Origin of the sequence: Azospira sp., from assembly GCF_030247495.1 — a bacterium.
Taxonomy (GTDB): Bacteria; Pseudomonadota; Gammaproteobacteria; order Burkholderiales; family Rhodocyclaceae; genus Azospira; species Azospira oryzae.
In genome coordinates, this window is sequence record NZ_JAOTRW010000006.1 from 266292 (window position 1) to 287970 (window position 21679).

At 68.2% G+C, this 21679-nt stretch carries 19 protein-coding genes; 6 read left to right on the plus strand and 13 right to left on the minus strand.

Going from position 1 to position 21679, the window contains the following annotated elements; all coding sequences use genetic code 11:
• Positions 1–25 precede the first annotated feature (25 nt).
• Genes hemL through thiD form a run of 3 tightly spaced genes read right to left on the minus strand, consistent with a single transcriptional unit; the run spans position 26 to position 2778 of the window.
• On the minus strand, positions 26–1309 hold the full coding sequence (gene hemL / locus OEL49_RS11025; RefSeq protein WP_014235775.1) for a glutamate-1-semialdehyde 2,1-aminomutase: 1284 nt from the start codon (positions 1307–1309) through the stop codon (positions 26–28).
• A complete protein-coding gene (gene thiE / locus OEL49_RS11030) occupies positions 1296–1943 on the minus strand; it encodes a thiamine phosphate synthase (protein ID WP_014235774.1) in 648 nt (215 codons plus the stop codon). Before thiE ends, hemL begins: the two co-directional genes overlap by 14 nt.
• Entirely contained in the window at positions 1936–2778 is an 843-nt protein-coding gene (gene thiD, locus OEL49_RS11035; RefSeq protein WP_014235773.1) for a bifunctional hydroxymethylpyrimidine kinase/phosphomethylpyrimidine kinase, read from the minus strand. Before thiD ends, thiE begins: the two co-directional genes overlap by 8 nt.
• A 139-nt stretch (positions 2779–2917) precedes the next feature.
• On the opposite strand from thiD, the gene OEL49_RS11040 reads away from it, so the two are divergent.
• The 6 genes from OEL49_RS11040 (at position 2918) to OEL49_RS11065 (ending at position 12901) form a co-directional block, all read left to right on the plus strand.
• Entirely contained in the window at positions 2918–3070 is a 153-nt protein-coding gene (locus OEL49_RS11040; RefSeq protein ID WP_043797679.1) for a rubredoxin, read from the plus strand.
• Between the two features lie 126 nt (positions 3071–3196).
• Positions 3197–3559 (plus strand): response regulator, encoded by a 363-nt coding sequence (locus OEL49_RS11045; protein WP_172974747.1) that lies wholly within the window; start codon positions 3197–3199, stop codon positions 3557–3559.
• Positions 3560–3580: 21 nt separating this feature from the next.
• On the plus strand, positions 3581–3943 hold the full coding sequence (locus tag OEL49_RS11050) for a response regulator transcription factor (RefSeq protein ID WP_014235770.1): 363 nt from the start codon (positions 3581–3583) through the stop codon (positions 3941–3943).
• Between the two features lie 14 nt (positions 3944–3957).
• Positions 3958–4470 (plus strand): chemotaxis protein CheW, encoded by a 513-nt coding sequence (locus OEL49_RS11055; protein ID WP_014235769.1) that lies wholly within the window; start codon positions 3958–3960, stop codon positions 4468–4470.
• A 79-nt stretch (positions 4471–4549) separates the two neighbouring features.
• Complete coding sequence (locus OEL49_RS11060; RefSeq protein ID WP_287874671.1) at positions 4550–6748, plus strand: methyl-accepting chemotaxis protein; 2199 nt, start codon at positions 4550–4552, stop codon at positions 6746–6748.
• A 33-nt stretch (positions 6749–6781) separates the two neighbouring features.
• On the plus strand, positions 6782–12901 hold the full coding sequence (locus OEL49_RS11065; protein ID WP_287874672.1) for an Hpt domain-containing protein: 6120 nt from the start codon (positions 6782–6784) through the stop codon (positions 12899–12901).
• A gap of 58 nt (positions 12902–12959) precedes the next feature.
• Here the strand turns inward: OEL49_RS11065 and OEL49_RS11070 are convergent, their stop codons facing one another.
• From OEL49_RS11070 to OEL49_RS11115, 10 genes are all read right to left on the minus strand, one after another.
• Positions 12960–13586, minus strand: a complete 627-nt coding sequence (locus tag OEL49_RS11070; protein WP_287874701.1) for a DUF2238 domain-containing protein — start codon at positions 13584–13586, stop codon at positions 12960–12962.
• Between the two features lie 126 nt (positions 13587–13712).
• A complete protein-coding gene (locus OEL49_RS11075) occupies positions 13713–14168 on the minus strand; it encodes a hypothetical protein (RefSeq protein ID WP_014235765.1) in 456 nt (151 codons plus the stop codon).
• A gap of 238 nt (positions 14169–14406) precedes the next feature.
• Positions 14407–15594 carry a class I SAM-dependent rRNA methyltransferase gene (locus OEL49_RS11080; protein WP_287874673.1) on the minus strand — a complete coding sequence of 396 codons (1188 nt, stop codon included), beginning with the start codon at positions 15592–15594 and terminating at the stop codon, positions 14407–14409.
• 96 nt (positions 15595–15690) lie between these two features.
• Entirely contained in the window at positions 15691–16833 is a 1143-nt protein-coding gene (locus tag OEL49_RS11085) for a VIT1/CCC1 transporter family protein (RefSeq protein WP_287874674.1), read from the minus strand.
• 4 nt (positions 16834–16837) lie between these two features.
• Positions 16838–17743, minus strand: coding sequence for a tyrosine recombinase XerC (gene xerC, locus OEL49_RS11090; protein ID WP_152090087.1), 906 nt, complete (start codon positions 17741–17743; stop codon positions 16838–16840).
• Between the two features lie 14 nt (positions 17744–17757).
• Entirely contained in the window at positions 17758–18438 is a 681-nt protein-coding gene (locus OEL49_RS11095; RefSeq protein WP_287874675.1) for a DUF484 family protein, read from the minus strand.
• Positions 18435–19265: a diaminopimelate epimerase gene (gene dapF, locus OEL49_RS11100; protein ID WP_287874676.1), complete on the minus strand. Its 831-nt coding sequence runs from the start codon at positions 19263–19265 to the stop codon at positions 18435–18437. Before dapF ends, OEL49_RS11095 begins: the two co-directional genes overlap by 4 nt.
• 19 nt (positions 19266–19284) lie before the next feature.
• Entirely contained in the window at positions 19285–19806 is a 522-nt protein-coding gene (locus tag OEL49_RS11105; protein WP_287874677.1) for a GNAT family N-acetyltransferase, read from the minus strand.
• Between the two features lie 22 nt (positions 19807–19828).
• Positions 19829–20686 carry a lipid A biosynthesis acyltransferase gene (locus tag OEL49_RS11110; protein WP_287874678.1) on the minus strand — a complete coding sequence of 286 codons (858 nt, stop codon included), beginning with the start codon at positions 20684–20686 and terminating at the stop codon, positions 19829–19831.
• Entirely contained in the window at positions 20683–21573 is an 891-nt protein-coding gene (locus OEL49_RS11115; RefSeq protein ID WP_287874679.1) for a lysophospholipid acyltransferase family protein, read from the minus strand. Before OEL49_RS11115 ends, OEL49_RS11110 begins: the two co-directional genes overlap by 4 nt.
• Positions 21574–21679: the final 106 nt, after the last annotated feature.

Below are 21679 nucleotides of genomic sequence, written 5' to 3' on the forward strand. Positions count from 1 at the left end.
TCCGGCAGTCGCTCCGGCGAGAGGCTCAGACGCCCTTGGCGAAAATGGCCTCGGCTGCGGCGATGGTGGCGGCGATGTCGGCTTCCGTGTGGGCGGCGGAGACGAAGCCGGCTTCAAAGGCGGAAGGCGCCAGGTAGTGGCCGGCCTCCAGCATGGCGTGGAAGAAGCGGTTGAAGGCCTCCTTGTCGCATTGCATCACCTCGGCGAAGGAGGTGGGCGGGGTGGCGCTGAAGTACAGGCCGAACATGCCGCCCACGCTCTGGGCGCAGAAGGTGACGCCGTGCTTCTTGGCGGCGGCGGTGAGACCGTCGGTGAGCTGCTTGGTACGGGCGGCCAGGCTATCGTAGAAGCCGGGGGCACGGGTGGCCTTGAGGGTCACCAGGCCGGCGGCCACGGCCACCGGGTTGCCGGAGAGGGTGCCGGCCTGATACACCGGGCCCAGGGGGGCGATCTTTTCCATGATCTCCCGCTTGCCGCCGAAGGCCGCCACCGGCATGCCGCCGCCGATGACCTTGCCCAGGGTGGTGAGGTCCGGGGTGATGCCGAAGAGGCCCTGGGCGCACTGGGGGCCGACGCGGAAGCCGGTCATGACCTCGTCGAAGATGAGCACGGCGCCGTGCTTGCTGCACAGCTCGCGCATGGCCTGCATGAACTCGGGCTTGGGCGCGATCAGGTTCATGTTGCCGGCCACCGGCTCGACGATGACGGCGGCGATTTCGCTGCCCTGCTTGGCAAAGGCTTCGGCCAGTTGTTCGGCATTGTTGTATTCGAGCACCAGGGTGTGCTTGGCCACGTCGGCGGGGACGCCGCCGGAGGAGGGATTGCCGAAGGTCAGCAGGCCGGAACCGGCCTTCACCAGCAGGCTGTCGGAATGGCCGTGGTAGCAGCCCTCGAACTTCACCAGCAGGTCCCGGCCGGTATGGCCCCGGGCCAGGCGGATGGCGCTCATGGTGGCTTCGGTGCCGGAGGAGACCAGGCGCACCATGTCCAGGGAGGGCAGGATGTCGCAGAGCAGGTCGGCGATCTCGATCTCGGCCTCGGTGGGGGCGCCGAAGGACAGGCCCAGGGCGGCGGCCTCCTGCACGGCCTTGACCGTGGGGGCGTGGGCGTGGCCCAGGATCAGGGGGCCCCAGGAACCGACGTAATCCAGGTAGCTCTTGCCTTCCGCATCCCACACCCGGGGGCCTTCGCCGCGGGTGAAGAAGCGGGGGGCGCCGCCGACGGAGCGGAAGGCCCGCACGGGGGAATTCACGCCGCCGGGAATGTGGCGTTGGGCGGCATCGAAGAGTTGCTGGTTACGAGAGCTCATGGGCAGCACTTTCTGCAAAAAGACGTTGATAGGCGGCGGCCCGGGCGGTCACGTCCGGGGCCTCGAACAAATCGGTGATGACGGCGACGAACTGGGCGCCGGCGGCGATGACCGGGGCGGCGTTGTCCAGGGTGATGCCGCCGATGGCGGCGACCTGTACGCCAGGCAGCTCCTGGCGGGCCCGGGTGACCAGGTTGAAAGGCGCCCGGGGTGCCTGGGGCTTGGTCGGGGAAGCGTACATGGCGCCGAAGGCGACGTAATTGGCACCGGCCGCGGCGGCCTGGGCCCGGGCGAAATCGGCGTAGCAGGAGGCGCCGATGAGCTTGTCGGGGCCCAACAGGGCGCGGGCGGCGGCCAGGTCCCCGTCCTCGCCGCCGAGATGGACGCCGTCGGCATCCACTTCCCGGGCCAGGGCTGCATCGTCGTTGATGATGAGGCGTGTGCCGTGGCGGCGGCACAGGGCCAGCAGGGCGGTGGCCTGTTCCCGGCGGCGGGCGTCGTCGCCGCTCTTGTCCCGGTACTGCAGCAGGGGAATGCCGGCAGCCAGGGCTGCCTCGGCCAGCATCAGCAGACGCGGCGTCTCCAGGCCGTCGGGGGTGACGGCGTAAAGGCCGGGGCGGGGGCGCTTAAGCATCGCCCTCTCTGCCCTCTTCCGGCGCCCGGGCCCAGAAGAAGCGGTCCGGGATGTACTGGCCCATGCCGGGGCGGAAGCCGGCGGCCAGGGCCTGCCAGGTGTACTCCTGGGCGTCCCGCACCGCGTCGCCCAGTTCCAGGCCGTTGGCCAGGTTGGCGGCGATGGCGGAGGCCAGGGTGCAGCCGGAGCCGTGGTAGCTGCCGGGCAGCCGCTCCCAGCGGTCGGCCCGCACCATGCCGTGCTCGTTGTAGAGGGTGTTGATGACCTGGCCGGTGTTTTCGTGGGTGCCCGTGAGCAGCACGTATTCACAGCCGTAGCTGACCAGGCGGCGGGCGCACTCCTCCAGTTCCGGCTCCTCCTCGTCCTCCTCGGCCAGGCGGCGGGCCTCCAGGCTGTTGGGGGTGAGGATGGTGGTCTGGGGCAGCAGCAGTTCCTTCATGGCGGCGATGAGGTCCTCCGTCGCCAGCTCGTCGCCCCGGCCGGAGGCCAGCACCGGGTCCAGGATCAGGGGAATGTGGGGATAGTCGGAGACGATCTCGGCGATGGCCGCCACGTTCTCCACGCTGCCGATGAGACCGATCTTGAAGGCGGCCACCGGCATGTCCTCCAGCAGGGAGCGGGCCTGGTCCTCGACCCAGTCCGGCTCCATGGGCAGGACCGCATCCACCCCGGCGGTGTCCTGGACGGTGATGGCGGTGATCACCGAGAGGGGGTGGCAGCCCATGCTGGCCAGGGTCAGGATGTCCGCCTGGACGCCGGCGCCGCCGGTGGGGTCGGAGGCGGCAAAGGTGAGGACAATGGGGGGCGACAGCTGGGGGGAGGGGTTTTGTGGCATTGCAGCACGCTTTCTGCCTTTCGGCGGCGCAGCGCTTTGGGTAAGATCAAGGGCCCCGATTCTAGCCTAAAACCCCCTTCCGAGCTTTGATATGACCCAGCCTGAATCCACCCCACCAGGAGGTCCTTACCGGACCTGGATGTGCCAGATTTGCGGTTTCATCTACGACGAGGCCGCCGGACTGCCGGAAGAGGGCATCGCCCCCGGTACCCGCTGGCAAGACATTCCCATGAACTGGGTCTGTCCCGAGTGCGATGCGCGCAAGGAAGACTTCGAAATGGTGGAAATCTAGGAAAATCCCGGGCGAAGGTTTAGTATTGCTGCATAAAATCCAGAAGCCCCGGCTGGTTCCGGGGTAATCGAGAGATCTTGGGAGGTTGATTTGCCGGATGCCACTGCCCAGCGCGGCGTGAAAGTGATGGTGATTGACGATAGCAATACCATCCGTCGCAGCGCTGAAATCTTCCTGGTGCAGGCAGGATGCCAGGTGGTGCTGGCCGAGGACGGGTTCGATGCCCTGGCCAAGATCGCCGACCACCAACCAGACATAGTCTTCTGCGACATCATGATGCCCCGTCTGGACGGTTACCAGACCTGCGCCCTGATCAAGAAAAACGCCCGTTTCCGCAACACCCCGGTGATCATGCTGTCCTCCAAGGACGGCCTTTTCGACCGGGCCCGGGGGCGTATGGTCGGTTCCGACCAGTACCTCACCAAGCCCTTTACCAAAGACAGTTTGCTGCAGGCTGTGGCCACCTACGGGCCCCAGCAGGTTCAATAAGCGTTAGCCGAGAGAGTCCCTATGCCCGTCAAGAAAATCCTCGTGGTGGACGATTCCCCCACCGAACGTCACTTCATGGTCGAAATCCTCACCAAGAACGGTTACCAGGTGGTTACCGCCGAAAACGGTGAGGACGGCATCGCCAAGGCCAAGGCCGAAAAGCCCGACCTGGTGCTGATGGATGTGGTGATGCCCGGCCTCAACGGCTACCAGGCCACCCGTACCCTGACCCGGGACGACGACACCAAGGACATTCCGGTCATCGTCTGCACCTCCAAGGGCCAGGAAACGGACAAGATCTGGGGGCTGCGCCAGGGTGCCCAGGACTACCTGGTGAAACCGGTCAACGCCGAAGAGCTGCTCGCCAAGATCGCCGCACTCTAGGAGGCTGGGGCGGCATGGCCAGAAAAATCAGCCTGCGGCAGTTCCAGGAACACCTGGCGGCACGCCTGTCCAGCGCCGCCCGCGGGCAGGCCGCGGCCGGCCTGCTCGGGGTCCAGGCGGGGAGCCGCCTGTGGCTGCTCAACCTGTCCGATTCGGGGGAAATCATTCCCTCCCCCCATCTGGCTCCCGTGCCCCTGACCAAGCCCTGGTTCGCCGGTATCGCCAACATCCGCGGCAGCCTCTATTCGGTGGCCGACCTTTCCGCCTTCCTTGGCGGCGATCCCACCCCCTACAACGCCAACGTCCGCCTGTTGCTGGTGGGCACCCGCTACGGCTCCAACGCCGCCCTGCTGGTGAATCGTTCCCTGGGGCTGAAGAACCTGGAAACCCTGACGCCTGCCGAGCCGGATGCCTCCCTCCCTGTCTGGGGCCGCGAGTGCTACACGGATGGCGACGGACGGACCTGGCACAAGCTGAACCTGAAGGAACTCCTGGCCGACCCCGATTTCATGCAGATCGGCGCCTGATCACGGATTTTCCCAACCAACAATAAACGAACCGCTCCGCAACACTAGGTTGCAAAAGCACTGAGAACTGGAGAACACCATGGCGTTCAAACTTAAGCTACCCGCCTTTTCTTTCGGCAAGGGTCAGAAAAAGTCCGCCGCACCTGTGGGCGAGGAAACCCTCGCCGCCCCCACCCGGGTAATGGAAGTTCCGGTGGCCAAACCGGCCAAGGAAAAGAAGCCGAAGGAGCCGGCTGCGGCCCTGACCGACTTCCTTGGCCAGTATCCGGTCGTCAAGCAGTTGCAGATTCTCGGTTCGGTGCTGCTGGTGGTGATGCTGTTCATCGCCGGCCTGGTTTATCACGACAACCGGGAATCCACCTACGGCACCGTCTATGTGGCGGCGGCCGGTGAAATGCGCATGCTCTCCCAGCGCCTGGCCAAGGATGCGGCCCAGGCCCTGCAAGGCACGCCGGTGGCCTTCGAACACCTGAAGACCTCCCGCGAATCCTTTGCCCGCCTGCTGGAACGCCTCTCCCAGGGTGGCGAAATCACCGAAGTGGCGGTACCTCCCTCCCCCGATGGCGTGCAGCCCCAGTTGCAGGCCCTGATGAGCGAGTGGGAAAAGACCGACAAGAACGCCACCCGCCTGCTGGAAATGGAAAAGAACCTGGTGAACCTGGGTAAGGACGTGGCCATCATCGCCAGCAAGAATCCCCAGCTGCTGGAGCTGTCCGAACAGGTCGCCGCCCTCAAGCTGCAATCCGGCGGCGGTGCCCGGGAAATCGCCGCGGCCAACCAGATGGTGATGCTGACCCAGCGTATCGCCAAGAACGCCTCCGCCCTGCTGGTGGGCGACGCCATCGACCCGGAAGTGGCCTTCCTCCTGGGCAAGGACACCAACTCCTTCCGCGACCTGCTGAACGGCCTGATCAAGGGTAACGAAACCCTCAAGGCCGCCTCCGACGGCGACACCCGCACCAAGCTGGGCGAGCTGGAAGGCGCCTTCAAGGAATACCAGGACGCCGTGTCCGGCATTCTCGGCAACATGCAGCGCCTGGTGCTGGCCAAGCAGTCCGGTTCCGCCATCTTCAAGGATTCGGACGAACTGCTGGCAGCCACCGACAAGCTGGCCGACGCCTACCAGGCCGAACTGGCCGAGCGGGCCCTGTACATCGTCATCCTGGTGGTGATGGTGCTGGTGGCTCTGGGTGCCCTGGTGCTGATGGCCAAGATCTACCTGGAAGACTCCCGCCGCCGTGCCGAGGAAGCCGAGCGCCTGCGCCTGGAATCCGAGCAGCTGAACCGCCAGAACCAGGACGCCATCCGGCGCCTGATGAACGAACTGGGCGACCTGGCCGACGGCGACCTGACCGTCACCGCCACCGTGTCCGAGGACATCACCGGCGCCATCGCCGACTCCATCAACTACACCATTGAAGAACTGCGGGTGCTGGTGGGCCGCATCAACGACGCCGCCAACCGGGTGACCCTGGCCACCGAAATGGCCCGCAAGACCTCCGAGGAACTGCTGGCCGCTGCCGAGCGCCAGTCCAAGGAAATTGAGGAAGCCGGCCGCTCCGTCCTGACCATGGCCAGTTCCATGAACCAGGTGTCCTCCGAGGCCACCCAGTCGGCCCAGGTGGCCCGCCAGTCCCTGTCCGCCGCCGAGAAGGGCGCCCAGGCCGTGCAGGATTCCATCAAGGGCATGAACGAAATTCGCGAACAGATCCAGGAAACGGCAAAGCGGATCAAGCGCCTGGGCGAAAGCTCCCAGGAGATCGGCGAAATCGTGGAACTGATTTCCGACATTACCGAACAGACCAACGTGCTGGCCCTGAACGCCGCCATTCAGGCCGCCTCCGCCGGCGAGGCCGGCCGCGGCTTCACGGTGGTGGCAGAAGAAGTGCAGCGCCTGGCCGAACGTTCCGCCGAAGCCACGAAGCAGATTGCGGCCATTGTGAAGACCATTCAGACCGATACCCAGGATGCGGTTTCCGCCATGGAAGAATCGACCCAGGGCGTGGTGGAAGGGGCCAAGCTGTCCGACGCCGCCGGTCAGGCCCTGGCCGAGATCGGTTCCGTGTCCCAGAACCTGGCCAGCCTGATCGAGAACATCTCCAGCGCCACCCAGCAGCAGGCCCAGTCCGCCGCCGGCGTGGCCGAGACCATGAAGGACATCCTCAACGTGACCGAACAGACCACCGCCGGTACCAAGCAGACGGCCGAGGCCGTGGGCGAACTGGCCGGTCTGGCAACCGAACTGAAGGGATCGGTGGCCGGCTTCAAGGTCGCGTAAGCGTTGTTCCGCTAATCAGAAAACAAGGTCCCCATGAGCGCAGTCACCGAATTCGACGTCGGGCCCCTCACCTGGGTGAAGGGCGAGATCGACGCCGCCCTGGAGCGGGCCGACCAGTCCCTGCAGCAGTATCTGGGCGGGGATCGGAGCGACCTGTCCCAGATCAAGTTCGGCCGCACCCACCTGCACCAGGTCCATGGTGCCCTGGCCATTGTCGGCCTGGACGGGGTGACCCAGTTCACCGAAGCCCTGGAAGCTTTCCTGGCCGACCTGGAGTCGGGCAAGCGCCCGGCCGACGATGCCGCCGTCGATCTGGTGCGGCGTTCCCTGCAGGCCATCCGCCACTACCTGGACGACCTGCTCAACGGTGAGCCCAACCAGCCCCTGCGCCTGTGGGACCTGTACCAGTCCGTGCAGCAGGCCCGGGGTCTGGAGCGGGTCAATCCCACCGACCTCTTCTTCCCCGACCTGGCGGTGCGTCCGCCCCGGCGCCAGGCTGCCGCCCTGCCGTCGGCCGAGCTGAACAAGCGCCTGCGGGCCGAGCGCAGCCGCTTCCAGCGGGGCCTGCTGGCCTGGCTGCGCGGCGACCGCGCCGGCCTGGCCCTGATGCGCGATGCCATCACCGCCATCGAGGCCACCCAGGATCTGCCCGCCGCCCGCTCCTTCTGGTGGGTGGCCCAGGGCTTCATCACCGCCCTGGCCGAAGGCGCCGTCACCGGCGAGAACGACATCAAGCAGCTGTGCGCCCGCATCGACCTGCAGATCCGCCGGCTCATCGAGGGTTCCCGCAATTTTGCCGAGCGTCTGATGCGCGACGCCCTCTATCACGTCGCCGTGGCCGACAGCCAGGATGGCGTGGTGAGCGGCCTCAAGCAGTCCTTCGCCCTGGGCGACCTGCTGCCCGCCGTGGACGGCGACGGGGTGATCCACGCCACGCCGGCCCAGGAACTGGTGCTGCGCCGCCTGCGCGAGCACATCGCCGCCGCCGAGGAGGCCTGGGGCAAGTTCTGCGCCGGCACCGGCTCCGCCCTGCCGACCTTCCGCGAACAGGTGGGCCATCTGGCCCAAGGCGCGGAGCAGCTGGGCCAGCACGACTTCCACCGCCTCTGCAAAGCCCTGCTGGGCACCGCCAACTGGCTGGTGGAAAAGCCCGCCCGCCATAGCGAGGTGATGGGCATGGAACTGGCCACCGGCATTCTGCTGGCGGCCAATGCCCAGGAGAATTTCGAGCACCTGGGCCAGGATTTCGCCCACCAGGTGGACGTCATGGTGGCCCGCCTGCACGCCTGTGTCAGCGGCCAGCCGGCCGAGACCGGGGCCGAGGTGCCGGGGCTGGACGAAATGTCCCGCCGGGCCCAGGAGCGCCTGCTCAACAGCCAGGTGGCCAAGGAAATTCAGACCAACCTGGTGCAGATCGAACAGGTGCTGGACGCCTTCTTCCGCGACGTTTCCCGCCGCGGCGATCTGGCCGGCCTGGACATGCCCCTGAAGCAGGTCACCGGCGCCCTCACCATCCTCGGCCAGGACGCGGCCGTGGCCACCCTGGCCGATTGCAGCGCCCGCATCGCCCGCTTCTCCGCCCCCGACTACGAGCCGGTGGAGGCCGATTTCGAGGCCGTAGCCAGCCAGCTTTCCGCCCTCGGCTTCTTCGTCGAAGCCCTGCCCCGGGAACTGGCCAAGGGCAGCGCCGACTTCTCCGCCTTCTCCCGCGGCCTGGGACCCCAGGGCAACCGGGAGGAGGAAGAGGTCGAAGAGGTGGTGGAAGCCGCCGCCCCGTCGGTGGAACAGGAACTGGAAAAGCAGAAGAAGGAAACCCAGGCCCTGATGGAGGCGCTGAAGGAACAGCCCGCCGACGCCAACCTGCGCCAGGAACTGAAGCAGAACCTGGAGTCCCTGCAGAAGGATGCAGACCTGGTGGCCGACAAGGCCCTGGGACAGCAGGCCAAGGCAGCCCTGTCGGCCCTGGAGGCCGCGCCCCACCTGGATGCCGCCGCCCCTGCCCTGGATGCGGCCCTGGCCGAGATCAAGCCCCAGGTGGCTGCCGCCCCGGCGCCGTCCGCCGAAACCATCAAGCTGACCCAGGCCTCGGAAGAGGAGCTGGACGCGGAGCTGCTCTCCATCTTCCTGGAAGAGGCCCAGGAAGTGCTCGGCACCATCGGCAGCCACATCGGCCTGCTGCGGGAGCAGCCCCACAACGTCGATTTCCTCACCACCATCCGCCGCAGTTTCCACACCCTCAAGGGCAGCGGCCGCATGGTCGGCCTCAAGGACCTGGGCGAGACCGCCTGGGCCATCGAGCAGGTACTCAACCTGTGGCTGCGCCAGGAATATGACGTCAGCCCGGAACTGTTCGCCCTCATCGAAGAGGCCCATGTCCTCTTCTCCGCCTGGGTCCGCTACCTGGAAACCCGGGAAGGTGGCGCCCCCGATTCCGCGGCCCTGGTGACCAAGGCCGACACCATGCGCGGGGCCGAAACCCCGCCGGCACCGGTGGCCGAGGCGGCACCGGCCTCTGCCCTGCCCGAACTGTCCCTGGAGGAGAGCACCCCCTTCGCCGACCTGGGCCTGGAGGTGGACCTGGATGGGGCCTCGGTGGACCTGACCCCCCCGGCCATGGAAGTGATGCCGGTGATCGCCAGCGACATGCGCGACTTCATGGCGGAGGCCGAGGTGCCTGCCGTGCAGGAAACCGACGCGGCGACAGCGCTCGAGGCGGAGCCGGAGATCGAGGAACTGACCCTGCCGGAACTGGAGGAAGCTCCCGTCGCCGCGACGGCCGACGTGGATCTGGCCCTGGAAGAATTGCCGGCCCTGGAGGAAGTGACGCCCGCCGCCCTGGATTTTGATTTCGACCTGGGGGATGCGGCCCCCGCGCCGGCCGCCCCGGAGGCGGCGCCAGCCATGGCAGAAGCTCGGCCGGAAGCCGGGCTGGAAGCCGCTGCGCCGGAGCTGGACGAAGAACACGAGCTCTCCGGCGATCTGGAAACCCTGGAACTGCCGCCCCTGGACGACCTGGGTGAGCTGGAGATGCCTGCCGCGGTGGAGCCGCTGCCGGAAGTCGCCGCCGCCGACGAACCCATCGCCCTGACGGAACTGCCGGCCGAGCCCGCTGTCGCAGCAGCCCCCGAGTCATCGCCGCTGTCGCTGGAGAGCGAGCCTGCCCTCGACATCGCCTTCGACGGCGAAGTCGAGGCTCCGTCCGAGACTGTGCCGGATATGGCCCAGGAGATCGAGCTGACGCCCCCGGCGCCCGCCGCCCAGGACATCCTGCCCGAGCTGGAGGCCGAAGAAGCGCCACCGCCGCCGCGGCCGACCCTGAAGGTCTCCTCCACCCTCTACCAGATTTTCATGGAAGAGGCCCAGGGCCACCTGGAAGCCCTGCAGCGCCAGTTCGGCCTGCTCGAGACCGACCCGGAAATGCCCACGGCCGAGCCCTTCACCCGGGCCGCCCACACCCTGGGCAGCATCGCCGGCACCATCGGCCTGGACGCCATCAACCGCCTTGGCCGGGCCCTGGAACACGCCTTGCTGCGGCGCGACCAGTCGGCCCATCCGGCCAGCCTGGAAGCCCTGGAAATCATCCGCCTGGCCATCTCCTCCCTGGAGGAAATGGTGGCCAGCGTTGCCGCCCAGCAGCCGCCGGAGCCCGCCTCCCACCTGGCGGATGCCCTGGACACCCTGTTCCCCGCGGCCCTCAACGACAACGGCGACGGCAACGAAGTGCCGGCCGTGGTCAGCGCCGGCGCTCCGGCTGCAGCCCCCGCCGCCCCGCCGGCGCCGGTGCAGCTCAAGGATGACCTGGACGAGCAGCTGCTGCCCATCTTCCTCGAAGAAGCCCAGGAGCTGACCCAGAGCATCACCGAGCAGCTGCGCCTGTGGCACGACGATCCCCACGATGCCGACGTGGCCCGGGCCCTGGCCCGGCTGCTGCACACCCTCAAGGGTTCGGCCCGCATGGCCGGCGCCATGAACCTGGGGGAGCTGACCCACACCCTGGAAACCCGGGTCGAGCAGGCCCACAAGGCCGGAGCGGCGGAAGCGGCCCTGATCGAGGAAATCCAGATCGCCTTCGACGCCATCGCCCAGATCGTCGAGCGCCTGGCTTCCGGCGACACCCTGGATACGCCCCTGCCGGTGGAACTGCTGGCCCTGCCGGAGACGGCGGAAGCCGATCTCGCACCGGCCATGCCGGAAACCCAGGCAGCGCCTGCTTCCGCCGAGATGCCTGCCGCGGTGGCCCAGCCGGAGCGGCCCGCAGCCGAGGCCCCGGCCACGGTGCAGGTTGCAGCGGCCGAGCCGGAAGTCGATGCGGCCGCCGCCTCCCGCGCCACCCTGCGGGTGCGCTCCGACCTGATGGACCGGCTGGTGAACGAGGCCGGTGAGCTGTCCATCGCCCGGGCCCGCATCGAAGGGGAAATGCGCAGCCTCAAGGATTCCCTGCTCGACCTGACGGAAAACGTGATCCGCCTGCGGCGCCAGCTGCGGGAGGTGGAAATCCAGGCCGAGACCCAGATCCAGGCCCGCACCGCCGAGGCCGAAGTGGCCCATGCCGGCTTCGACCCCCTGGAGTTCGACCGCTTCACCCGCTTCCAGGAACTGACCCGGATGATGGCTGAGTCGGTGAACGACGTGGCCACGGTGCAGCAGAACCTGCTGAAGAACCTGGACGAAGCCAACGCCGCCATCATCGCCCAGGCCCGCCTCAACCGGGAACTGCAGCAGTCCCTGATGAGCGTGCGCATGGTGCCCTTCAGCAGCCAGACCGAGCGCCTGCACCGCATCGTGCGGCAGACGGCGAAGGAAGTGGGCAAGCGGGCCAATCTGGAAATCGTCGGCGGCCAGGTGGAACTGGACCGGGGCGTGCTGGACAAGATGGTCGCCCCCCTGGAGCACATGCTGCGCAACTCCGTCGCCCACGGCCTGGAAAGCCGGGAAGGCCGCCTCGCCGCCGGCAAGGAAGAGATCGGCGAGATCGAACTGAAGGTGGCCCAGGAAGGCAACGAAATCATCATCACCATGGCCGACGACGGCGCCGGCCTGGACCTGCAGCGCATCCGCGCCAAGGCCGAGAGCCAGGGGCTGCTGGCTGCCGGCGAGGAGGCAGACGACGCCCGCCTGGCCGACCTGATTTTCGCCCCCGGCTTTTCCACCGCCGGCGAGGTCTCCCAGATCGCCGGCCGCGGCGTCGGCATGGACGTGGTGCGCACCGAAGTGACCAACCTGGGCGGCCGCCTGGAAATGCAGTCGGTGGCCGGCAAGGGCCTCACCTTCCGCATCTACCTGCCCCTGACCCTGGCTGTCACCCAGGCCCTCATCGTGCGCGTCGGCAATCGCCGCTACGCCATTCCCTCGGTCATGATCGCCCAGGTCCAGGAAGTGAAGGAACAGGTCCTGGCCGGCATCCGCGAGACCGGTCAGGTGGAATGGCTGGGCAACCGCTATCCCTACCACTTCCTGCCCCACCTGCTGGGCGAACCCCAGGCCCTGCCCGAAGCCCGGCGCCTGTCCTGGGTGCTGCTGTTGCGCTCCGGCACCCAGCGGGCGGCGATCCAGGTGGACGAGCTGTTCGGCAACCAGGAAATCGTGGTCAAGAACGTCGGCCCCCAGCTGGCCCGGGTGATCGGCATTGCCGGCGCCACCGTGCTCGGCGACGGCCAGGTGCTGCTGATCCTCAACCCGGTGGCCCTGGCGGCCCGCAGCGAAGCCAGCGTGGCGGTGCACACCCCGGCGGCGCCCCTGGAGTCGGTGCCGGTGGAAGAAACGCCGGCCCAGACCCTGCCGACGGTGATGGTGGTGGACGACTCCCTCACCGTGCGCAAGATCACCAGCCGCCTGCTGTCCCGCGAGGGTTACCACGTGCTGACGGCCAAGGACGGCGTGGATGGCCTGGAGCAGCTGATCGACACCATGCCCGACGTGCTGCTGGTGGACATCGAGATGCCGCGCATGGACGGCTTCGACTTCACCCGCAACGTGCGGGCGGACGAGCGCCTGAAGCACCTGCCCATCATCATGATCACCTCCCGCACGGCGGACAAGCACCGCAACTACGCCTTTGAGATCGGGGTGAACCACTACCTGGGCAAGCCCTACCAGGAAGACGAGCTGCTGGCCCTGGTGCAGGAGTACACCAAGCGCAAGCGGGTGCACTGAGGCGGCTCGGTCCCCAAATGAAAAAGCGCGGAGCGATCCGCGCTTTTTTTTTCGCCCCTCAGGATCTCGGACGGGGCAGGGCGGCGATCTGCCGATCCTGCCAGCGGGCCAGTCCCGCCTGGGCCAGGAGGGCGCCGAGCAGGGCGCAGAACATGTCCGACTGGGTGTCCCAGGGGTCGCCCTGGGTGCCGAGGAAGTCGTCCGCCCCCTGGCCGAAGGCCAGGGCGGTCCACCATTCCAGCAGTTCATAGGTGGCGCTGATGGCCAGCACGACGCAGGTGACGAGGAAGAACAGCATCTTGCGTCCCCGCACATAGGCGCCCCGCAGCAGTATTTCCCGGGCGATCAGGGCCGGGGCGAAGCCCTGGAAGAGATGGCCCAGCTTGTCGTAGGGATTACGCTGCAGGTGCAGCCATTCGGCCACCTGGAAGCCCACGGGCACCCTGGCATAGGTGTACATGCCGCCCACCATGAGGATCACCCCGTGGATGAAGATGCAGACATACAGCAGGGTGGTCAGGGGATAGCGGCGCCAGGTCAGGGCCAGCAGGGGCAGGGCGATCAGTACCGGCAGCACCTCCAGCAGCCAGGTGGCCCGGTCATAGGGGCGGTAGCCGGTGATGCCGAGCAGGGCCAGGGTGGCGACGGCCAGGAGCAGCAACAGGGAGGTGCGGGAGGAGGTCATGGCGGACAAGATAAGCGCGGGTCCGGGCACTGTAGTGCCTTTCGCCACTCCCTGACTAGCCCGTCCCGGGATGGAAAAGGCCGGCCCTCCTGCGGGAGGCGCCGGCCCTGGAACGCCGCCGGAGGATCAGCGGCCCTGGTGCACCTGGCCGGTGACCACGTCCACGAAGACGTAGGGCTGGCTCGGGTTGCCACCGAAAATGAAGTAGGGATTGCCCAGCTTGGGGCCCAGGGGATTGCGCAGGGTCACGGCGCCGTAGGCCTGGGTGAAGCCGGCCTGTTCCTTCAGCTTGTTGGCTTCGGGCAGGTCCATGGGCACCGGCCACTGGATCACCACGTCCTCCAGCCAGGGTTCGGGAATGAGCACGGGAGCACCGAATTCGCCATAGCCGGTGGACTTGATGATGACCGTGGTGTTGTTGGAATTCTGGAACACCACCCGCAGCTGGTCGATCTGGGCCGGGTCCGTGGTGGGGCCCTTGGAGGCGATGCCGTCGGCTTCGTACAGCTTGGCGGCGGGGTACTGTTCGGTGACGATGCGGACCGCGATATTGACCCGGCCGTTGAAACTCAGAATAGCCATGATGCACTCCTTCAGTGGCGGCGGAGGATGGATATCGGTCGCGGCAGCCGCCATGCCGCCCGATGCCGTGCGTTGCAGGCGGCGGGCGGTCTTGCTGGAAAGTGCTTTATTACCAATGTATTACGACATCGATGGGCGGCCGCGCCGACTGCCCATGCAGCATAGGCCCGGAATTAAAATATGTCGAAGGAATATTGCCGGTGCTATTGCACCGGCAGCCGTGGCGAGGCGCCGGGGGTCACACCTGGCAGAGCAGGCCCTTGAGGTATTCGCCTTCCGGCACCGCCAGGGCGATGGGATGGTCCGGGCCGGCCGCCAGGTGGCGCAGGATGCGGGCATCCACGCCGGCGTCGAGGGCGGCGCCGGCGATGATCTTCTGGAACAGCTCGTTGCCGATGCCGCCGGAGCAGGAGTAGGTGAACAGCAGGCCGCCCGGATTGAGCAGGCGGAAGCCCAGCAGGTTGATGTCCTTGTAGGCCCGGGCTGCCCGGTCGGCGTGGGCGGCGGAAGGGGCGAACTTGGGCGGGTCGAGCACGATCAGGTCGAACTTGCGCTCGGCCTTGCGCAGCTCGCGCAGGGCGGTGAACACGTCGGCTTCCCACCATTCGGAGCGGGCGGCATCCAGCTGGGGATTGAGGGCTACGTTGCGTTTAGCCGTCTCCAGGGCCGGCCCGGAGGAGTCGATGGAAAGCACGGAGGCGGCCCCGCCGGCCAGGGCCTGCAGGGAAAAACCACCGGTGTAGCAGAAGCAGTTGAGCACGCTCTTGCCCGCCGCCAGGGCGCCGGTGAGCAGGCGGTTTTCCCGCTGGTCCAGATAGAAGCCGGTCTTGTGGCCGCCCACCACATCCACCAGCAGGCGCACGCCGTTCTCCATGATGGAGAGATCGCCGGCCGGGGCCTCGCCGTGGAGCCAGCCGGTGACCGGCTCCAGGCCTTCGAGGCGGCGTACGTCCGAATCGGAACGCTCGTAGATGCGGGCGCAGCCGGTGGCCTGGACCAGGGCATTGACGATGGCCTTGCGCCACTTTTCGCCGCCGGCTGAGGTCAGCTGTAGGGAGAGGGTGTCGCCGTACTGGTCGCAGACGACCCCGGGCAGGCCGTCGGATTCGCCGTGCAGCAGACGCACGCCTTCCTCGTTCTTCAACTCCGGCAGGTTGCGGCGCCGGGCCACGGCCTCGGCGATGCGGCGCTTGAAGAAGACGTCGTCGATGGTCTCGTTTTCATTGAAGGTCCACACCCGGGCCCGGATCTGGGAATCGGGGCTGTAGGCGGCCCGGGCCAGGAACTTGCCGTCGTCGGCCAGCACCTCCACCGTGTCGCCGGGCCGGGCCTTGCCCTTCAGCCGGCCGACGGAGCCGGCGAAGATCCAGGGATGGCGGCGCAGCAGGGAGCGTTCCTTGCCGGGGAAGAGGATGAGCTGGGACATGGGCAGACCTTGCAAAGCGGCGCCGCGGCGGCGGCAAAGGTGCGCAGTGTACCGGGCGATGCCGTACGGCGCCACGGCCCGCGCCGATAGGGGCGGTCAGGCGGCCAGCCAGGCCTCGACGGCGTAGCCGGCGCCGTAGGTGACGGCTGCGGCGGCCATGCCGATGAGCAGCTGGCGCAGGCCGGCCCGGCCCGGATGGCGGCCGGTGAAAATGGAAATGGCGGCGCCGATGAGGAACAGCCCGAGGGCACTGGCCACGGCGCTGCCCATGACGGCGGCCCTGCCCTGGAGGAACAGCAGGGGCAGGATGGGAATGAGGGCGCCCACCAGGAATACGGCGAAGGATGCCAGGGCGGCGGTGCCGGCGGAGCCCCCTAGGTCGTCCGGGTTGATGCCCAGTTCTTCCCGGGTCAGGGTGTCGAGGGCCGTCTCCTGGTTCTGGATGACCCGGGCGGCAATGGCGGCGGCCTCCTCGGCGGTGAAGCCCTTGGCTTGATAGATGAGGGCCAGCTCGGCCTGCTCCTCCGCCGGCACTTCGGCCAGCTCCTCCGCTTCGGCGGCGATCTGGTGGGCGTACATTTCCCGGCTGCTCTGCACCGAGATCCATTCGCCCATGGCCATGGAGCAGGCGCCGGCCAGCATGCCGGCCAGGCCGGTGGCGAGCATGGCCGTATTGGAGAACTGGGCGCCGGCCACCCCCATGACCAGGCTGAGGGTGGAGACGAGGCCGTCGTTGGCGCCAAGCACGGCGGCCCGCAGGGCATTGCCGCCGCCGGCGCCGTGGCGCCCTTCCAGGCGCGCATAGGCGCCGCCGTCCCAGCGGCCGCCGTTGCCCATGGAGGTGAGGCGGAAGAGCAGGCGGGCGTGGGCCCGCTCCTGGGCCGGCAGGTCGGTGTGGCGGGATTCCCGCTGGTCGTCGTAGCTGGTCTGGTCCAGGCTTTCCCGGGCCGCCACGGTGGGCAGGACGCTGGCGGCGCCCAAGTGCCGGGCCAGCCAGATGAGGATGCGGGCGCGCCAGGTGGGACCCAGGCTCGGGGCCGGCTGCCCGGCCCGCTCCTGGCGGCGTTGCCAGAACTGGGCGTGGGCCGCCTCGGCGGCGGCCAGGCGGCGGTAGATGGCGGCCAGTTCCGGCTTGGTTTCCGCTTCGGCCATGGCTTGGTAGAGGGCGGCGCTGTCCACCTCGCCCTGCTGGTTGCGCCGGTAGCGGCTCAGGTCCTGGCGTGGATCGGGCTTGGCCATGGCCTTACTTGCGCTTGGCCCGGGGATGGGCGGTGTCGTATACCTGGGCCAGGTGCTGGAAATCCAGGTGGGTATAGACCTGGGTCGAGGCGATGCTGGCATGGCCGAGCATCTCCTGCACCGCCCGCAGGTCGCCGGAGGACTGCAGCACGTGGCTGGCAAAGGAGTGGCGCAGCATGTGGGGATGCACGTGGCTGGGCAGGCCGGCCAGCAGGGCCCGACGGGAGAGGCGCTGCTGGATGATGCCGTGGGCGATGCGCCGGCCCCGGGCGCCGACGAAGAGGGCCTTCTCCTCCGGCCGGGCCAGCTCGGCCCGCCGCGCCATCCAGGCGGCCAGGGCCTGCCGCGCCTTGCTGCCGACGGGCACCACCCGCTCCTTGTCCCGCTTGCCGTGGACCCGGACTTCGCCGCCACCGATGTCGGTCAAGGCATCCACATCCAGCTCGGCCAGCTCCGCCAGGCGCAGGCCGGAGGAATAGAACAGCTCGAACATGGCCTGGTCCCGCAGCTCCTGGGGATCGTCCGGATCGATGGAGGTTTCCAGCAGGCGGGCCGTCTCGTCCGGCGACAGGGTGCGGGGCAGGGCCTTGGGGCTCTTGGGCGGCCGCACCCCTTCGCAGGGATTGTGGCCGGCGTGGCCGTGGCGGCCGAGCCAGCGGTAGAAGACACGCCAGGCCGACAGGCTGCGGGCCAGGGAGCGGCCCGCCAGGCCGCGGCCGTGGAGCAGGCCGACGAAGCGGCGGATGTGGTGGGACTGCAGTTCGCCCAGGCCCGGGCTGCCCGGCAGTTCGGCGGCCAGGGCCAGGAGCTTGCCCAGGTCCCGGCGGTAGTTGCTGACGGTGTGGGGCGACTGGCGACGCTGGGTCGCCAGTTCGTCGAGGAAGGCCCCGGCGAGGCTGTGGCCGTCCATGGAGCCCGCCTTGCCTAGTGGCGCAGGGCCCGGCCGATGGCGGCGGAGACGATCTCGCCCAGCCGTTCCAGGTAGAGGGTGCCCATGTCGGCGTAGAAGCGGTCCATGCTCTCGCTGCCCATGGCGATCATGCCGAAGGTGCCGCCGCCGTTGCGCAGGGCCACCAAGGCCTGGGAACGGATGTGGGCGGAGGTGTCGCCGAACCAGGTGGAAGTCTCGAAGCCGGAGGTGGAGCCGCAGTAGGGCCGGCCCAGGGTTTCGGCGAAGACCTGCAGTTCCTCGGAGACGGCGGCGAACTCGGGTAGCTCGCCGACGCCTTCCGGCTGGTCCCACAGGCGCAGGGCCACGTGGGGGATGGCGAAGTCTTCCTTGAGGTGGAAATCCAGGATGTGGATCACCGCCTGGAAGGTGGTGGCGGCCACCAGGGCCACCGCCAGCCGGTGCATCTTTTCGCTGATGGCGTCGTTGGCTTCGCCGAAGCCGAGCAGTTCGGCCATCTTGCCTTCCAGGGTCTTGTTCTTGTCGCGCAGGGTGAGCATCTGCCGCTCGGTGATGGAGATGGCCCGGCCCCCGTGGGGGTGGGGAATCACCAGCCGGGAAATGAGGTCGGCGTGCTCTTCGAAGAACTGGGGGTTGTGTTCCAGGTATTCGGCCACGTCGGCGCCGGTGAGGCGCGGGGTTTGGATGTCGCTCACAGTTCGATTTCTCCGCTAAAGACGGTGACGGCCGGGCCGGTCATGTGCACCGGGGTGCCGGGGCCGTTCCAGGCAATGCTCAGTTCGCCGCCCCGGGTGCTGACGCGCACCGGGGAATCCAGCAGGTCGCGGCTGATGCCGGCCACCACGGCGGCGCAGGCGCCGGTGCCGCAGGCGAGGGTCTCGCCGGCGCCCCGCTCATAGACCCGCAGGCGCACGCTGTGCCGGTCCACCACCTGCAGGAAGCCGGCATTGACCCGCTGGGGAAAGCGCGGGTGGGATTCGATCATGGGGCCCTGGATGGCCACCGGCGCCGTATCCACGTCTTCCACCACCTGCACGGCGTGGGGATTGCCCATGGAGACGGCGGTGATGGCCACCTCCTGGTCGCCCACCTGCAGGGGCTGGATCACCGCGTCGGTGGGGGAAACGAAGGGGATGCGGTCCGGTGCGAAGACGGGCTTGCCCATGTCCACGGTAACGTTGCCGTCGGCCTCCAGGCGGGGGCTGATGATGCCCGACTTGGTTTCCACCTTGATTTCCCGCTTGTCGGTGAGGCCCTGTTCGTGCACGAAGCGGACGAAACAGCGGGCGCCGTTGCCGCACTGCTCCACTTCGCTGCCGTCGGCATTGAAGATGCGGTAACGGAAATCGACGCCGGCCTGGCCGGGCTTTTCCACCAGCAGGATCTGGTCGCAGCCGACACCGAAGTTGCGGTCGGCGAGGAAGCGCAGCTGGGCCGGGGTGAGGGTGATGTTCTGGCGCACGCCGTCGAGCACGACGAAGTCGTTGCCCAGTCCGTGCATCTTGGTGAATTTGAGTTTCATGGCGTTGGCCTGCGTGCTTTCAAGCGAGGGACCGGGCCATTATAAAGTCATCCATGACAAAGCCGTTGCCGATCTCCACGCAGACCGATTCCCGTACTTCGAAGCCGTTCTTGCGGTAGGCGGCGATGGCCTGGGCGTTGTTCTTGTTCACCGCCAGGATCAGGTGCTTGCCGCCCCGGGCCCGGCAGCGTTGGGCCACGTGCTGCAACAGGGCGCTGCCGACGCCCTGGCGCTGGGCCTCGGGATGGACGTAGAGCTTGTCCAGCTTGAATTCGGCCGGGGTAGCGGTGGCCTGGGTGGCGGCGAAGCCGAGGCGGCGGGCGCCGACGAAGGCCTGGTCCCACCAGATGTCGGGGCGGGCCAGCTCTTCCAGCAAGCGGGGCGCGCCATAGCGCTGGCCCAGCATGTAGTCGATCTGGGCCTGGCTGATGATGTCCCGGTAGGCAAGCTGCCAGACCGTGCGGGCCAGTTGGGCGATGGCGCCCACCTCTTCCCGGGCGACGGGGCGGATCAGGGGGATGGACGGTGCGGAGGAGGGCATGGCGGGTCTTTCGCGGTGCTGCTCAGTAGAAACGGGCTTCGCCTGGGGGCCGGGTCTTGAAGCGCTTGTGTACCCAGTAATACTGCTCCGGGATGCGCCGTACCTCCGACTCGATGAAGGCATTGACGCGGCGGGTATCGGCTGTGACGTCGCCGCTGGGGTAATGTTCCCAGGCCGGCAGCAGGCGCACCCGGTAGCCGCGGGGCGTCATCTCGGCGATGCAGGGCACCACCCGGGCCTTGCCCAGGGCGGCGAGGCGGGCGACGCCGGTGATGGTGGCAGCGGGGATGCCGAAGAAAGGCACGAAGATGGCGTCCCGGGGGCCGAAGTCCATGTCCGGCAGGTAGTAGAAGGGCCGCCCTTCGGCCAAGGCCTTCACCACCTTGCGCATGCCGTCCTGGCGGGAGAGCAGGTTGGGGGTGTTGAAACGCATGCGGCCGGCGTAGAGGGCGGCGTTGAAGTGGGGGTTCTTCTGCTGGGAATAGACCGAAAGCATGGGACGGTCCCGGGTCAGGGCGCTCCAGCCCGCATCCAGGCCGAGGAAATGGGGCGTCAGGACCAGGGTGGGGGCGCCGTCCCGGGGCAGGTTGTCCCAGCCTTCCACCTGGATCAGGCGTTGCAGCCGGGCCGGGGAGGCGTGCCAGAGCAGGGCCCGGTCCAGGAAGGACTGGCCGAAGGCGACGAAATGGCGCCGGGCCAGCCGCTGGCGTTCCCCTGCGCCAAGTTCGGGAAAGCACAGGGCCAGGTTGGTGTGGGTGACCCGCCGCCGTTCGGCGCCGAGCAGGTACAGCAGGTAGCCGAAGGCGGCGCCCAGGGCCCGCAGCAGGGGCAGGGGCAGGAAGTGGCAGAGCCAGAGCAGGGCCAGGGCGAGGCGGGTCACCGGCAGTCCTCCGCTGCTGTCGGCGCCGGTTCGGCGCCCCGGGGGCGCTTGTAGCGGTTGTAGCCCCACAGGTACTGGCTCGGGCACTGGCGGATCAGGGTTTCCAGTTCCCGGTTGATCTGGGCCGCCCGGGCCACCGTGTCGCCCGTCAGGGGCTGGGTCGGCGCCTGCAGGTGCAGGTGGTAGCCGCGGCCGTGGGGCAGGCGCTCGCCGTAGGCGAAGATCACCCGGCCGCCGGCTTCCGAAAGGCGGGCCGCCAGGGTCATGGTGTAGGCGGGGCGGCCGAAGAAGGGCAGCCATTTGCCTTCGCCGGCACCGGGGGCCTGGTCCGGCAACAGGCCCACCGCCTCCTTGCGCTTCAGGGCCCGGATCAGGGCCCGTACGCCGGAAAGGTCGGCCGGGGCCAGCTTCAGGTGTTCACCCCGGGCCCGGCCGGCGGCGATGATGCGGCCCAGCCACTCCAGCTTGGGCGGGCGGAAGAGCACGGTGATGGGGGCCGCCGGCCGGGCCTGGGCCGCCTGGCGGGCATAGTACTGGGCGGTGATCTCGAAGCAGCCCAGATGGGGCGTGAGGAAGATGATGCCTTCGTCCTCCGCCCAGGCCGCCTCCACCAGCTCCCAGCCGCTCACCTGCACCACCCGGGCCGCCACTTCCTCCAGGGGGCGCAGCCAGACCTTGGGCAATTCCAGAACGCCCTTGCCTGCCTCCCGGGCAATAGCCGGGATCAGGTCCGTTGTGGCGTCGGCCGGGTAGGCCAGGGCCAGATTCTGCTGCAGGTGGGAGCGGTAGGTGGCGGACAGGCGGTACACCAGGCGCCCGAGCAGGGCGCCCAGGGCGTGGAGCCAGGCCAGGGGCAGGCAGGCGAGGAGGCGGAAGAGAAGGCTCAAGGGGTGGGCTCGCGGAACGTATTTTTGATGGCGCTCAAATTGCCGGGAGCGACGGGTTTGACCCGGGGCCGGCGAAAAAATAGAATTATCGGCCGCCGAGTTAATC